This is a genomic window from Variovorax sp. OV700 (assembly GCF_900099805.1).
Taxonomy (GTDB): Bacteria; Pseudomonadota; Gammaproteobacteria; order Burkholderiales; family Burkholderiaceae_C; genus Variovorax.
The window spans coordinates 399068-413403 of record NZ_FNDR01000004.1 but is presented as its reverse complement, the minus strand read 5'-3'; the positions used below and the strand labels follow the sequence as shown (position 1 = coordinate 413403).

Annotated in this window: 15 protein-coding genes; 13 read left to right on the top strand and 2 right to left on the bottom strand. The window is 65.6% G+C overall.

The genetic code is table 11. The annotated features are described in order from the left end of the window. The first annotated feature begins 6 nt into the window (after window positions 1–6). From BLR24_RS11815 to BLR24_RS11795, 5 genes are all read left to right on the top strand, one after another. Complete coding sequence (locus BLR24_RS11815) at window positions 7–1683, top strand: AMP-binding protein (RefSeq protein WP_093016989.1); 1677 nt, start codon at window positions 7–9, stop codon at window positions 1681–1683. Then, on the top strand, window positions 1680–3302 hold the full coding sequence (locus tag BLR24_RS11810) for a carboxyl transferase domain-containing protein (RefSeq protein ID WP_093016987.1): 1623 nt from the start codon (window positions 1680–1682) through the stop codon (window positions 3300–3302). Before BLR24_RS11815 ends, BLR24_RS11810 begins: the two co-directional genes overlap by 4 nt. A gap of 13 nt (window positions 3303–3315) precedes the next feature. Next, the gene (locus BLR24_RS11805; protein WP_093016985.1) at window positions 3316–4107 is read left to right on the top strand and encodes an enoyl-CoA hydratase/isomerase family protein; all 792 of its coding nucleotides are present in this window, start codon (window positions 3316–3318) and stop codon (window positions 4105–4107) included. A gap of 9 nt (window positions 4108–4116) precedes the next feature. Then, entirely contained in the window at window positions 4117–4788 is a 672-nt protein-coding gene (locus tag BLR24_RS11800; protein ID WP_093016983.1) for a DUF4126 domain-containing protein, read from the top strand. A gap of 110 nt (window positions 4789–4898) precedes the next feature. Further along, entirely contained in the window at window positions 4899–6899 is a 2001-nt protein-coding gene (locus BLR24_RS11795) for an acetyl/propionyl/methylcrotonyl-CoA carboxylase subunit alpha (protein ID WP_093016981.1), read from the top strand. An 11-nt stretch (window positions 6900–6910) separates the two neighbouring features. Here BLR24_RS11795 and BLR24_RS11790 read toward each other — a convergent pair whose 3' ends face one another. Further along, a complete protein-coding gene (locus BLR24_RS11790) occupies window positions 6911–7225 on the bottom strand; it encodes an EthD family reductase (RefSeq protein ID WP_093016979.1) in 315 nt (104 codons plus the stop codon). 109 nt (window positions 7226–7334) lie between these two features. Between BLR24_RS11790 and BLR24_RS11785 the strand changes: the two genes are divergently transcribed. The 8 genes from BLR24_RS11785 to BLR24_RS30695 all read left to right on the top strand — a co-directional run bounded on the left by BLR24_RS11785 (window position 7335) and on the right by BLR24_RS30695 (window position 13149). Next, window positions 7335–8255 carry a 2-hydroxyacid dehydrogenase gene (locus tag BLR24_RS11785; RefSeq protein ID WP_093016977.1) on the top strand — a complete coding sequence of 307 codons (921 nt, stop codon included), beginning with the start codon at window positions 7335–7337 and terminating at the stop codon, window positions 8253–8255. Window positions 8256–8299: 44 nt separating this feature from the next. Then, entirely contained in the window at window positions 8300–8593 is a 294-nt protein-coding gene (locus tag BLR24_RS11780) for an acylphosphatase (protein WP_093016975.1), read from the top strand. Window positions 8594–8678: 85 nt separating this feature from the next. Beyond that, complete coding sequence (locus tag BLR24_RS11775; protein WP_093016973.1) at window positions 8679–9599, top strand: hydroxymethylglutaryl-CoA lyase; 921 nt, start codon at window positions 8679–8681, stop codon at window positions 9597–9599. Window positions 9600–9630: 31 nt separating this feature from the next. Next, window positions 9631–10119 (top strand): YbaK/EbsC family protein, encoded by a 489-nt coding sequence (locus tag BLR24_RS11770; protein ID WP_093016971.1) that lies wholly within the window; start codon window positions 9631–9633, stop codon window positions 10117–10119. Further along, window positions 10116–10382: a DUF1289 domain-containing protein gene (locus tag BLR24_RS11765; RefSeq protein WP_093016969.1), complete on the top strand. Its 267-nt coding sequence runs from the start codon at window positions 10116–10118 to the stop codon at window positions 10380–10382. Before BLR24_RS11770 ends, BLR24_RS11765 begins: the two co-directional genes overlap by 4 nt. Continuing rightward, the gene (locus BLR24_RS11760; protein WP_093016967.1) at window positions 10379–11023 is read left to right on the top strand and encodes a 2-hydroxychromene-2-carboxylate isomerase; all 645 of its coding nucleotides are present in this window, start codon (window positions 10379–10381) and stop codon (window positions 11021–11023) included. Before BLR24_RS11765 ends, BLR24_RS11760 begins: the two co-directional genes overlap by 4 nt. Window positions 11024–11190: 167 nt before the next feature. Next, window positions 11191–12885 (top strand): MFS transporter, encoded by a 1695-nt coding sequence (locus BLR24_RS11755; RefSeq protein ID WP_093016965.1) that lies wholly within the window; start codon window positions 11191–11193, stop codon window positions 12883–12885. 117 nt (window positions 12886–13002) lie between these two features. After that, on the top strand, window positions 13003–13149 hold the full coding sequence (locus BLR24_RS30695; protein WP_175543254.1) for a hypothetical protein: 147 nt from the start codon (window positions 13003–13005) through the stop codon (window positions 13147–13149). 66 nt (window positions 13150–13215) lie between these two features. Here the strand turns inward: BLR24_RS30695 and BLR24_RS11750 are convergent, their stop codons facing one another. Next, window positions 13216–14322 carry an ABC transporter substrate-binding protein gene (locus BLR24_RS11750; protein WP_093016963.1) on the bottom strand — a complete coding sequence of 369 codons (1107 nt, stop codon included), beginning with the start codon at window positions 14320–14322 and terminating at the stop codon, window positions 13216–13218. Between the last annotated feature and the right edge of the window lie 14 nt (window positions 14323–14336).

The following is a 14336-nucleotide window of genomic DNA, read 5'->3' as shown; positions in this document are numbered from 1 at the left end:
ATAGATATGACTGTTGCGCTGAATCAAAGCTACGGCCAGGGCGCCACCGACGTCCCCCTCATCGAGCAAACCATCGGCGACTTCTTCGACGACATGGTCTCGAAGCACCCCGACCGCGAGGCGCTCGTCAGCCGCCATGAAGGCAAGCGCTTCACCTACCGCGAACTGCAGGCCGAGTCCAGCAAACTCGCCAGCGCATTGCTGAACCTGGGCCTCGAACCCGGCGACCGCGTGGGCATCTGGTCGCACAACAACGCACCCTGGGTGCTGATGCAGATCGCGACCGCCAAGGCCGGCCTCGTCCTCGTCAACATCAACCCGGCCTACCGCACGTCAGAGCTCGAATACGCGCTCAACAAGGTCGGCTGCAAGGTGCTGGTGACGATGGCGCAGTTCAAGACCAGCGACTACCTCGGCATGCTGCGCGAACTCGGACCGAAGCGCTTGCCGCAGTTGCAGCACACTTTCTGGATCGACGGCAAGGCCGCGGCAGATGTCGAAGAACCCGGCATGCAGCGCTTCAGCCAATTGCTCGCGAGCGGCGATGCGGCCGACCCGCGCGTGGCGCAGGTGCAGAAGACGCTCAAGGCCATCGATCCGATCAACATCCAGTTCACCAGCGGCACCACGGGCTTTCCCAAGGGCGCGACGCTCACGCATCGCAACATCCTGAACAACGGCTTCTTCATCGGCGAATGCATGAAGCTCACGCCGTCCGACCGGCTGTGCATTCCGGTGCCGCTGTACCACTGCTTCGGCATGGTGCTCGGTAACCTGGCCTGCCTCACGCACGGCTCGGCCATCGTGTACCCGAACGATGGGTTCGACCCGCTCACCGTGCTGGAGACCGTGCAGGCCGAGAAGTGCACGGGCCTGCATGGTGTGCCCACGATGTTCATCGCCGAGCTCGACCATCCGCGCTTCAAGGAGTTCGACCTCTCCACGCTTCGCACCGGCATCATGGCCGGGTCGCCATGCCCCATCGAGGTGATGAAGCGCGTGGTGAACGAGATGCACCTAAGCGAAATCACCATTGCCTATGGCATGACCGAGACCAGCCCGGTGAGCTGCCAGAGCAGCACAAACACGCCGCTGGACAAGCGCGTGTCGACGGTGGGCACCGTGCAGCCGCATCTGGAGATCAAGATCATCGATCCCGAGACCGGCGCCATCGTGCCGCGCGGCACCTCCGGCGAGTTCTGCACGCGCGGCTACTCGGTGATGCACGGCTACTGGGAAGACGAAGAAAAGACCCGCGAAGCCATCGACGCCGAGCACTGGATGCACACCGGCGACCTTGCCACCATGGACGCCGAGGGCTACGTCAACATCGTCGGCCGCATCAAGGACCTGGTGATCCGCGGCGGCGAGAACATCTACCCGCGCGAGATCGAAGAGTTCCTCTACCGTCATCCGAAGGTGCAGGACGTGCAGGTGGTGGGCCTTCCGGACAAGAAGTACGGCGAGGAGCTTTGCGCCTGGATCATCGTCAAACCCGGCCAGACCGCGACCGACACCGAGATCCGCGACTTCTGCAAGGGCCAGATCGCGCACTACAAGGTGCCGAGGTACATCCAGTTCGTCAGCGCGTTCCCGATGACGGTGACCGGCAAGATCCAGAAATTCAAGATCCGCGAAGCGATGGCGGAACAACTCGGCCTCGAACAAGAAAAGACAGCATGAGCAAACTCGAAACCAAACTCAACGCGCGGTCGGCCGACTTCCAGGCCAACGTCGCGGCCATGCGCGCGCTGGTCGACGACCTGTACAAGCAGTTCGCGAAAGTGGAGCAGGGCGGCGGCGAGGCCGCGCGCGCCAAACACACGGCACGCGGCAAGCTGCTGCCGCGCGACCGCGTGGCCGAGCTGCTCGACCCCGGCACGCCATTCCTGGAGATCGCGCCGCTGGCCGCGCATGCGATGTACCTCGACGCGAAGGGGGCTGAATCGGCACCGGGCGCAGGCCTCATCGCCGGCATCGGCCGCGTGAACGGCGTCGACTGCATGATCGTCTGCAACGACGCGACGGTGAAGGGCGGCACCTACTACCCGATGACCGTCAAGAAGCACCTGCGCGCGCAGGAGATCGCCGAGCAGAACCGCCTGCCCTGCATCTACCTGGTCGATTCGGGCGGCGCCAACCTGCCGAACCAGGACGAGGTGTTTCCCGACCGCGACCACTTCGGCCGCATCTTCTACAACCAGGCCAACATGAGCGCCCAGGGCATCCCGCAGATCGCGGTGGTCATGGGCTCGTGCACGGCGGGCGGCGCGTATGTGCCGGCGATGAGCGACGAGTCGATCATCGTGAAGAACCAGGGCACCATCTTCCTGGGCGGCCCGCCGCTCGTGAAGGCGGCCACCGGCGAGGTCGTCACGGCCGAAGACCTGGGCGGCGGCGACGTGCACACGCGGCTCTCGGGCGTGGTGGATCACTTGGCGCAGAACGACCTGCATGCGCTGGCGCTGGCACGTTCGGCGGTGGCCAATCTCAATGCCAACGCAGTCGAAGCTCCGGCGAAGGCCGAGGTGCACCCGCCCGCATTCCCCCGCGAAGAACTCTACGGCGTGATCCCGACCGACACCCGCAAGCCCTTCGACGTGCGCGAGATCATCGCGCGCATCGTCGATGGCAGCGAGTTCCACGAGTTCAAGGCCCGCTTCGGCGCCACGCTTGTCTGCGGCTTTGCCGAGATCGAGGGCATGCCCGTTGGCATCATCGCGAACAACGGCATCCTGTTCAGCGAATCGGCCCAGAAGGGCGCGCACTTCATCGAGCTGTGCTGCCACCGCAAGATCCCGCTGGTGTTCCTGCAGAACATCACGGGCTTCATGGTGGGTCGCAAGTACGAGAACGAAGGCATTGCGCGCCACGGCGCCAAGATGGTGACGGCCGTGGCCACGGCCAACGTGCCGAAGTTCACCATCATCATCGGCGGCAGCTTCGGCGCCGGCAACTACGGCATGTGCGGCCGCGCGTACAGCCCGCGCTTTCTCTGGATGTGGCCCAACGCGCGCATCAGCGTGATGGGCGGCGAGCAGGCCGCGAGCGTGCTGGCCACGGTGAAGCGCGACGGCATCGAGCTCAAGGGCGGCAGCTGGAGCAAGGAAGAGGAAGAAGCCTTCAAGGCGCCGATCCGCCAGCAGTACGAAGACCAAGGCCATCCCTACTACGCGACGGCGCGGCTGTGGGACGACGGCATCATCGATCCGGCGGATACGCGGCGCGTTCTGGCGCTGGGCCTGGCGGCCGCGCGCAACGCACCCGTTCCAGAGCCGAAGTTCGGCATCTTCCGCATGTGACGAGGGGCGCGGCATGAGCACTTTCACCAAGCTGAACCTCACGATCGAAGGCGCCATCGCACGCATCTGGCTCGACCAGCCCGATGCGCGCAATGCTTTCGACGATGTCGTGATCGCCGAGCTGACGCAGGCCTTCACCGAAGCCGGCGCCGCGCCGCAGGTGAAAGCCATCGTGCTCGGCGCCAACGGCCCGGCCTTCTGCGCGGGCGCGAACCTCAACTGGATGCGCCGCATGGCCGACTACACGCGCGACGAGAACATCGCCGACGCGGGCAAGCTGGCCGAGATGCTGCGCACCATCGCCGAATGCCCCAAGCCCACCATCGCGCGCGTGCAGGGCGATGTGTATGCCGGCGGCATGGGGCTGGTCGCGGCCTGCGACATGGCGGTGAGCGTCGACACGGCTTGGTACTGCCTGAGCGAAGTCAAGATCGGCCTCGTGCCCGCGACCATCAGCCCGTATGTACTGCGCGCCATGGGCACCCGCGCTTCGCAGCGCTACTTTCTCACGGCCGAGCGCTTCACCGCCGCCGAGGCGCACCGCATCGGATTCGTGCATGAAGTCGTCGCTGCCGACGTGCTCGACGCCAAGGTCGACGAGCTGCTGAAAGCACTCACCGGTGCCAGCCCGGCCGCGGTGCGCGCGTGCAAGCAGCTGATTGCCGACGTGAATGGCCGCGAGATCGACGACGCGCTGATCGCGAAGACCGTGGAAGGCATCGCGGACATACGTGCCAGCGATGAAGGCCGCGAAGGCGTGCAGGCTTTCCTGCAGAAGCGCAAGCCGTCCTGGCTGGGCCACTGAGCGCATGCCATGAACGCGCTCGACATGCCCCAACTGCTCGCCCTGGCTGCGGCCATCGGCTGGGCCAGCGGCGTGCGGCTGTACCTCGTCGTGCTCCTGACGGGGCTCGCCGGTTACTTCGGATGGGTGCCGTTGCCGAGCGGCTTGCAGCTGCTCGCGCATCCGGTGGTCATCGCGGCGAGCGGGTTCATGGTGTTCATCGAGTTTTTCGCCGACAAGATTCCCGGCCTCGATTCCCTGTGGGATGTGGTGCACACCGCCATCCGCATTCCCGCCGGTGCGGCGCTCGCGGCCAGTGTGTTCGGCGCCGACCATGGCGTGATGGCCATCGTGGCGGCGCTGCTGGGCGGCGGCTTCGCGGCCACCGCGCATGCGGCCAAGGCCACGACGCGTGCAGCCATCAACACCTCGCCCGAGCCGTTTTCCAACGTGGGCGCATCGCTGGTCGAAGACAGCATGGTGCCCGCCGGGCTGTGGCTCGCGGTGGCGCATCCGCTGGTCTTTCTCGCGCTGTTCATCCTCGTGCTGGTGCTCAGCGTGTGGCTCATCCGCAAGAGCTGGCGCTTTCTCAAGGCGCTGTTCACCCGCGTGGCACGCATCTTCAGCGGCCGACCCGATCCGGGCGTCACGCCTGCGTTTCAACTGAAAAAGAATCCTCCGGGAGACACTCCGAATGTTTAAGAAGATCCTGATTGCGAATCGCGGTGACCAGCCGCAAAGCGGCGCAGCGGCGAAGCCAAATCGCATGGCACGCGCAGCGTGCTCTGGCAATTTCACCGCGAAAGTCCACCATGTTTAAGAAGATACTGATTGCGAATCGCGGTGAAATCGCTTGCCGTGTTGCCGCAACCGCGAGACGCATGGCGATCCGCACCGTGGCCGTGTACTCCGATGCCGACGCGCATGCCAACCATGTGCGCGCCTGCGACGAGTCGGTGCACTTGGGCGGCAGCGCGCCGAAGGACAGCTACCTGCGCTGGGAGAAGATCCTCGAAGCAGCCAAGGCCACGGGCGCCGAGGCCGTGCATCCGGGCTACGGCTTCCTGAGCGAGAACGAAGAGTTCGCGCAGGCCTGCGCGGACGCGGGGCTGGTTTTCATCGGCCCGCCGCCTTCGGCCATCAAGGCCATGGGCCTCAAGGCCGAGTCGAAGCAGCTGATGGAAAAAGCCGGCGTGCCACTGGTGCCCGGCTACCACGGCCACGACCAGAACTCCGCGCTGCTGCAGCGCGAGGCCGATCGCATCGGCTACCCCGTGCTCATCAAGGCCAGCGCGGGCGGCGGCGGCAAGGGCATGCGCGCGGTCGACCGGGCGGAAGACTTCGCGGCCGCACTGGCTTCATGCCAGCGCGAAGCGATCAACAGCTTCGGCGACGACGCGGTGCTGATCGAGAAGTACGTGCAGCGCCCGCGCCACATCGAGATCCAGGTGTTCGGCGATACGCGCGGCAACTACGTCTACCTGTTCGAGCGTGACTGCTCGGTGCAGCGGCGCCACCAGAAGGTGCTGGAAGAAGCGCCCGCGCCTGGCATGACCGAGGCAATGCGCAAGCAGATGGGCGAAGCCGCCGTGGCTGCAGCGCGCGCCGTTAACTACGTGGGTGCGGGCACTGTCGAGTTCATCGTCGAGCAGCGGGAAGGCGGCGAGATGAACTTCTTCTTCATGGAGATGAACACCCGTCTGCAGGTGGAGCATCCCGTGACCGAGGCCATCACCGGCCTCGATCTCGTCGAATGGCAATTGCGCGTCGCATCGGGCGAGACGCTTCCGGCGAAGCAGCAAGAGCTGCAGATCCACGGCCACGCGATCGAAGCGCGAATCTGCGCCGAGAACCCCGACAACAACTTTTTGCCCGCCACCGGCACGCTGCGCGTGTACCGCAAGCCGCAAGCCACGGCGTTCCAGCGCAGCCGCGTGCGCATCGACGATGGCGTGCGCGAGGGCGGCGAGATCTCGCCCTTCTACGACTCGATGATCGCCAAGCTGATCGTGCACGGCAGCACGCGCGCCGAGGCGCTGGCGCGGCTCGATGCGGCGCTGGCGCAGGTGCAGATCGTGGGCGTGTCGACCAACGTGCAGTTCCTGCGCGGCATTCTCGCGACCGAGTCGTTCTCGAAGGCCAATCTCGATACGGCGCTGATCGAGCGCGAGCGCGCCGTGCTGTTCGACCGCGAGGCGCTGGGCCTGCCGCTGGCCGCCGCCGCCGCCATCACGCGCACGCTGATCACCGAACGGCCGACCGGCGCGCCCGATCCGTTCGAGCGGCGCGACGGCTGGCGCTCCCATGGCGAATACCGGCGGCACTTCGACTTCGAGTTTCGCGGTGCCGAGCAGACCGCTTTGCTGACCTACAAGCGCGACGGCAGCCTGTGGCTCGAGGCCGGCGGCGTCCAAGGCCTGCTGGTGGTTGGCCAATTTCCGTCGGGCGAGTTCGAGGTCGAATTTGCCGGCATGCGGCAGACGCTGGACGTGCACCTCGATGGCGCCACGGCCCATGTGTTCGCGTCGAAGGGCGCCACGAAGATCACGGCCGTCGATCGCCTGGCCCACGCGGGCGACACCCATGCCGAAGGCGGCCGCCTCACGGCACCGATGCCGGGCAAGGTGGTGTCTTTTGCGGTCAAGGCCGGCGACAAGGTCAGCCGCGGCCAGCCGCTGGCGGTGATGGAGGCCATGAAAATGGAGCACACCATTGCCGCGCCGGCCGACGGAACGGTGGAAGAACTGATGTTCTCGCCCGGCGAGCAGGTGACCGAAGGTGACGAGCTGTTGCGGATGGCCGCGGCGGCTTGACCCTATTGCGGTCAGCCCACCACCACTTCGCTGATCTGCAACACGGGTGCGATGTCGGTGTAGTTCTTGATGTCGCCCAGGATCTCTTTGGCATGCGGGCCGAACGCGGATTGAAACGCCTCGGCCGAGTCGCAGAACACGTGGCACATGCCGACGTAGGTCGGTGGGGTTCCGGGTGCGCCGCCGGCAAGCCCCTTGTCGATGGTGTACGACTTGCAAGCATCGCCCATGCGCGCCTTCAACAGCGGCATGTGCTTGTCACGGTAGTAGGCGTGGTCGAACCTTGCGCCGTCTGTGTAGGGGTACATCACGCTGACTTTGATCATGCTTCGGTCTCCTGGTGTGTCTGGTCTTGGATGCTGGCGCACGAGCATAGAAGAAGGAACAAAGGGCGACAAGCTGCGGACAGGCCGAGGCCCTAATAAGATTCGATTCATGAAAATCATCGTCTCTCTCACCGACAACCGCCCCGAACCGTGGATCGAAGGCCTCAAGGCCGAGCTGCCCGACGCGCAGATCGAGCCCTGGCAGCCGGGAGCGGCACAGGCCGACCATGCGGTCGTGTGGGTGCCGCCGCAGCAACTGCTCGACGAACAGCCGGGCCTGCGCGGCCTGTTCAATATCGGTGCCGGCGTCGACGCGCTACTCAAGCTCAAGGTGCCAGCGCACACGCGGATCGTGCGGCTGGACGATGCGGGCATGTCGGTGCAGATGGCGGAGTACGTCTGCCACACGCTGATCCGCCACTTTCGCGAATTCGACGTCTACGAGGCCGATGCGCGCGAAGGCCGATGGAGCTATCGCAAGCCGAAGCTCCGGCGCGACTTTCCGGTCGGCATCATGGGGCTGGGCGTGCTCGGCGAACGGGTCGCAAAAGCCGTTGCGCAGTTCGGGTTTCCGGTGCTGGGCTGGAGCCGCTCGCCCAAGGCGATCGATGGCGTGAAGGTGTTCAGCGGCGAGGCGCAGTTCGACGAGTTCCTGTCGTCCACGCGCGTGCTGGTCAACCTGCTGCCGCTGACCGAAGCCACGCGCGGCATCCTCAACCGCCATACGCTCGGCAAGCTCAAGCCGGGCGGTTACCTCATCAGCATCGCGCGTGGCGCGCACATGGTCGAAGACGACCTGATTCCGATGCTCGACGCAGGTCAGCTCGCTGGCGCCACCCTCGACGTGTTCCAGGTCGAGCCGCTGCCGGCCGAACATCCGTTCTGGCGCCATCCAAAAATTGTCGTCACGCCGCACGCCTCGGCGCGCACGCTGCGGGAAGAATCCATCAGCCAGATCGCCGGAAAGATCCGCGCGATGGAGCAGGGCCTTCCGGTCAGCGGCGTGGTCGATCCGATCCGGGGCTACTGAAGGCGCGCTGGAAACGCCCACCTCGTACCGATGTTGCCAACGCCATGAATCCACCCGCCGTCACCCGCCATCTCGTCGTCCGCGGCCTCGTGCAGGGTGTGGGCTATCGCTGGTCGATGGTGCAGGCCGCACAGCGCCTGGGCGTGCGCGGCTGGGTGCGCAACCGGCGCGACGGCAGCGTGGAGGCGCTGGCCTTCGGTCCGGCCGTGGCGGTCGACGCGTTGACGGCGTGGGCCCGCAACGGTCCGGACGGCGCGCAGGTGAGTGCACTGGATGTGGCGGAGGTCCCCGCGCCCGCCGAGCCGCCATCGGATTTCGTGCAGCGCGGAACGGCGTAGACCGCGCTGCCGAGCACGCCGCGCGCAGACGGCCGACAATTGAAAGACGGCTTTTTTCTTTTCAGTGCAAACCCAGAGACATGCCATGAAGCTACCCTCCAAAGTCAAGATCGTCGACGTCGGCCCGCGCGACGGGCTGCAGAACGAAAAGCAGCCGGTCTCGGCTGAAGTGAAGATCGGCCTCGTGCACCGCCTGCAGGACGCCGGCCTGAAGGAGATCGAGGTCACCAGCTTCGTATCGCCCAAGTGGGTGCCGCAAATGGCCGACAACGCCGAGGTGATGCATGGCATCCAACGCAAGCCCGGCGTGCGCTACTCGGTGCTCACGCCCAACATGAAGGGCTTCGAGGCCGCGATTGCCGCGCCGCGCGAAGAGTGGCCCGACGAGATCGTGGTGTTCGGCGCTGCGAGCGAGGCTTTCAGCCAGAAGAACATCAACTGCTCGATTGCCGAGAGCATCGAGCGCTTCGCGCCCGTGGTGGCCGCGGCGCGCGAAAAAGGCATCGACGTGCGCGGCGCCATGTCGTGCACCGTCGGCTGCCCGTACGAAGGCGAGATCGCACCCGAACGTGTGGGCATGCTGGCGAAGCTGATGAAGGATATCGGCGTGCAGCGCGTTGACGTGGCCGACACCATCGGCGTGGGCTCGCCGCGCAAGGTTCAGGCCGCCATCGAGGCCACGCTGGCGCATTTCGGCGTGGACCACATCTCGGGCCACTTCCACGATACCTACGGCCAGGCACTGGTCAACACGCTGGCCTCGCTGGAGCTGGGGGTCTGGAACTTCCAGTCGTCCTCCGCCGGCCTTGGCGGCTGCCCCTACGCCAAGGGTGCGACGGGCAACGTGGCGACCGAGGACGTGGTCTACATGCTGCACGGCATGGGCATCGAGACCGGCATCGATCTCGACAAGCTGATCGACGCGGGCGTGTACATCAGCGAGGCGCTGGGGCGCGAGCCGAATTCGCGGGCGTCGAAGGCGATCCGCACAAAGAGGGCCGGCTGATGAGCGCCCCAGTAACCTTGGGAGCCATGTGATGTGCGGCGCCGAACTTCATTCGCTGCCGGAAGGCGTGCAACGTGTTTCTCGCGTGCTGCAGGACGCGGGCCATCCACACTTGCCGCGCATGCTCGACGACGCCTGCCGCACCGCGCAGCAGGCGGCCGACGCGCTCGGCATCCTGGTCGGGCAGATCGCCAAGAGCATCATTTTCAGGCGCAAGAGCGACGAGGTGGCGGTGCTGGTCATCACCTCGGGCGACAAGCGGGTCGACGAAAAGAAAGTCGATGCGCTGGTCGGCAAGACCGGCCGTGCCGATGCCGAATTCGTGAAGGCGCGCACCGGCTTCACCATCGGCGGCGTGTCGCCGGTCGGACATGTGACGAAGCCCGTGGTGCTGATCGACCGTGAGCTGTTCCGCTTCGAAGAGATCTGGGCGGCCGCGGGCCATCCGCACGCGGTGTTCCAGCTGCGCCCGCAAGACCTCGAGAAACTCACCGGCGCACCCGTGGCGGACGTGGTGTGAATTTCGATGACGCACAAACGCTGGCCGAGCGCGCCGTCGTCGTGCAGCGCGCGGCTGGCGAGGTGCCATCGCCCTGCACCTCGGTCTGCCGCATGGACCGCCTGAGCGGCTTCTGCGAAGGGTGTCTGCGCACCATCCCCGAGATCGCGGGCTGGAGCAAGATGGAAGACGAAGCGCGGCGCGGCGTGTGGCACGCGATAGAGTTGCGGGCACGCGCCGGCATCTGGCGCGTCACCGAGGAATCAGGAGACACGCACGCATGAAGCACATCGACTTCTACCTGGACTTCATCTCGCCCTACGCGCACCTTGCGTTCGAGCATCTGCCGGAGGCGCTCGAAGGCCTGAGCTACAGCGTGGCCTACAAGCCGGTGCTGCTCGGCGCAATCCTCAAGCACCACGGGCAGCTCGGCCCGGCCGAGATTCCGGCCAAGCGCAGCTGGACCTACCGCCACGTGCTCTGGCTCGGCCATGCGAACGGTGTCCGGATCGAGATGCCGGCCTCGCACCCCTACAACCCGCTTCCGCACCTTCGGCTTGCGCTCTCGACCTCCGGCGACGGCAGCATCAGCCGCCTGGCGGCCGAAACCATCTTCCGCAGCGTGTGGCACGGCGGCGAAGAGGCGGGCGATGCCACGCGCCTGGCCGCGCTGGCGGCGCAGCTGAAGCCGCAGCGCGACATGAACAGCGACGAGAACAAGGCACTGCTCAAGCAGAACACCGATGAGGCGCTGCAGCTCGGCGTGTTCGGTACGCCGGCCTATGTGGTCGACGGCCGCCTGTTCTGGGGTTTCGATGGCCTTGCGATGCTGAGCGCCTACTTGGCTGGCGATGCGTGGTTCGACGGCCCCGAATGGGCTGGCGCCGACCAGCGGCCATCCTTGCTGCGCGGCAGCAAAAGCTGAGTAACCGGCCGATTTCTTACAAGCTGAAACGAGCCCCGCGGGTTTCACCTTAATTCGTAAGCGTCGGTTCAGTTTCGCGAAAGGCTCGGGTCAGTCGCGCCTCCAAGAATGCTTCACGGTCCCGAATGCCGGGACCGACACGAACGCATACACAGGAGACGACGCATATGGCAGCAACACTGGATTCGAGGGGGATGCCGCACCCGGCCCCCCGGCCCATGTCCGCGGAGGAAAAGAAGGTCATCTTCGCTTCCTCCCTTGGCACGGTGTTCGAGTGGTACGACTTCTACCTTTACGGCTCGCTGGCCGCGATCATCGCGAAGCAATTCTTCAGCGGTCTGGATGCGGGCGCGGCCTTCATCTTTGCACTGCTGGCGTTTGCCGCAGGCTTCCTGGTGCGGCCGTTCGGCGCCATCGTGTTCGGCCGGCTCGGCGACATGATCGGGCGCAAGTACACCTTCCTGGTCACGATCCTGATCATGGGCTTGTCGACATTCATCGTCGGCCTGTTGCCCAGCTACGCGACCATCGGCGTTGCGGCGCCGGTGATCCTGATCGCGCTGCGCATGCTGCAGGGCCTTGCGCTCGGCGGCGAGTACGGCGGTGCAGCCACCTACGTGGCCGAGCATTCGCCGCACGGCAAGCGCGGCGCCTACACCTCGTGGATCCAGACCACTGCCACGCTCGGCCTGTTCCTGAGCCTGCTGGTCATCCTGGGCGTGCGCACCTGGCTCGGCGAACAGGCGTTCGGCGAGTGGGGCTGGCGCGTTCCGTTCCTGGTGTCGATCGCGCTGCTGGGCATCTCGGTGTGGATTCGCCTTTCGCTGAGCGAATCGCCCGCCTTCCAGAAGATGAAGGCCGAGGGCAAGACCTCGAAGGCGCCGCTGTCCGAATCCTTCGGCCAGTGGAAGAACCTCAAGATCGTGATCCTGGCGCTGGTCGGCCTGACCGCCGGCCAGGCCGTGGTCTGGTACACGGGCCAGTTCTACGCGCTCTTCTTCCTGACGCAGCAGCTCAAGGTCGATCCCACGACCGCCAACCTGATGATCGCCGCCTCGCTGTTGATCGGTACGCCGTTCTTCGTGGTGTTCGGCACGCTGTCGGACAAGATCGGCCGCAAGCCGATCATCATGGCCGGCTGCCTGCTGGCCGTGGTGACCTACTTCCCGGTCTTCAAGATGATCACGGCCTACGCCAACCCCGACCTCGCCAAGGCGCAAGCCACGGCCGGCGTTACGGTGACGGCCGATCCCAAGTCGTGCTCGTTCCAGGGCAACCCTGTGGCGCGTGAAATCGACTTCCGCAGCTCGTGCGACATTGCCAAGCGCTACCTGGTGCAGAACTCGGTGAGCTACGACAACGTCGAAGGCGCGCCCGGTTCCAAGGCCATCGTCAAGATCGGCGACAAGACCATCGAGGCGCCGATCGGCAACGTGGTGAACCTGAAGTTCGACGAAGCCTCCGCCAAGGAGATCGCCGCCTTCAAGAAGGGCGTGGCCGAGGACCTGAAGGTGGCGGGCTATCCGGCCAAGGCCGACCCCGCGAAGATGAACAAGGTGATGGTCGTCGCGCTGCTGTTCTGGCTGGTGCTGCTGGTCACGATGGTGTACGGCCCCATCGCCGCGATGCTGGTCGAACTGTTCCCGACGCGCATTCGCTATACCTCGATGAGCCTGCCGTACCACATCGGCAACGGCTGGTTCGGCGGCCTGCTGCCGACCACCGCCTTCGCCATCGTGGCGACCACCGGCAACATGTACAACGGCCTCTGGTATCCGATCATCATCGCGGCGATGACGCTGGTCATCGGCACGCTGTTCATCCGGGAAACCAAGGACGTCGACATCTACGCGAACGATTGAACGCAGGTTCAGAAGGAGGGTGGCGCAAGCCGGCCCTCCGTTCAACAAAGGGGCTTCATGCCGTCGGCATGAGGCCTTTTTCTTGAGCCCCTCACATCATCATCAGGAGACAGACCCATGTGGAAACTCGTTGTCGGCTTCATCATCTTTGCCGCCATTGCGCTGTATGTCATCTCGAAAGGCGGCGACAAGATCGACATGTCGGGCGAGAAGCACGGTGGCGACGCAACGCATGAACCTGCGCCTGCTGCAGCTCCCAAGTAAAGGGAAAGAGAAAGTCGTTTCCAGGGCCGCGCCACCCCGCTGCGGCGGGGCGCCAGCGCTGCAGGTCTAGCGCTTGAACCGGCCGTCGCTGATGATCGCCAGGTCGGCGAAATCGATGCCTGAATGGTCCTGCGGCGAATAGCTCACTTCCAGGCCGCCGAGGTCGTAAGCGCGAAGGCTTTCGAGCGCCGTAAGCACCTTGGCGCGCGTCGGCTTGGGGCCGGCGCGGCGCAGCGCTTCGACCAGCACCTTGGCCGCGGCAAAGCCCTCGAGGGCGGCCGGGGAGAGTTCGGTCTGGCCCTTGGCCTGCGCCAGCGCGAGCGCTTCCTTGACCATGGGGTAGCTGATGGAGCGCTCGTTCGGGAACACCTGGGTCACGATCACCCCTTTGCTCGCTTCGCCCAGTTGCTTGATGAACCCCGACGCGGCGTTGTTCGACAAGGTAACCACCTGCGCCGCCGACCCCGAGGCGCGCAGCGCCTTGATGCCGTCGACCACGGCAGCGCCCGAGCCGATCCACAGCACGGCCTGCGCATTGGCCTCCTTGATGGCGGGCACGATGGTCTTGTAGTCGGGCTTTTCGCGGTCAGCCGGCACGGTGACCACGGGTTTGGCCTGTGCCTTGGCAAAGCCCGTCATGGCGCCTTCGAGCGCGTCCTGCCCGAAAGAGTCGGTCACGTGCACCACCGCGATGCGCGCGATGCCGGTGGTGAGCAGGTGCTGGATCGCCTTCTCGGCTTCGCGCTGGTAGGTGGCGCGCACGTTGAACACGTGCTTTTGAACCGGCTTGTGCAGCGCCATGGCCCCGGTGGAAGGGCCGACCAGCGCCACGTCGTACTTGTCGAGCCAGGGGATGATGGCTTGCGAATGCGGGGTGCCGCGGCTCATGAAGAGCGCTACCACCTTCTTCTCTTCGATCAGCACGCGGGCGTTCTCGCTCGCGCGCTTGACGTCGAAGCCGTCGTCCATGCGCAGGACCTCGATCTTTTCGCCGTGGAGGCCGCCTTGCGCGTTCACGGCATCGATCACCAGCTGGGAGCCGGTGATGGTTTCATTCACGCCGGCGGCCACCGAACCGGTCAGGCCCGCCGTCTGGCCGATCAGGATCTGGGCGGGCGCGGCCGTCGCGGCCAGTGCCAACACGGCGGCACAAAGCACATGCAGCTTCTTCATGGATAACTTCCCAA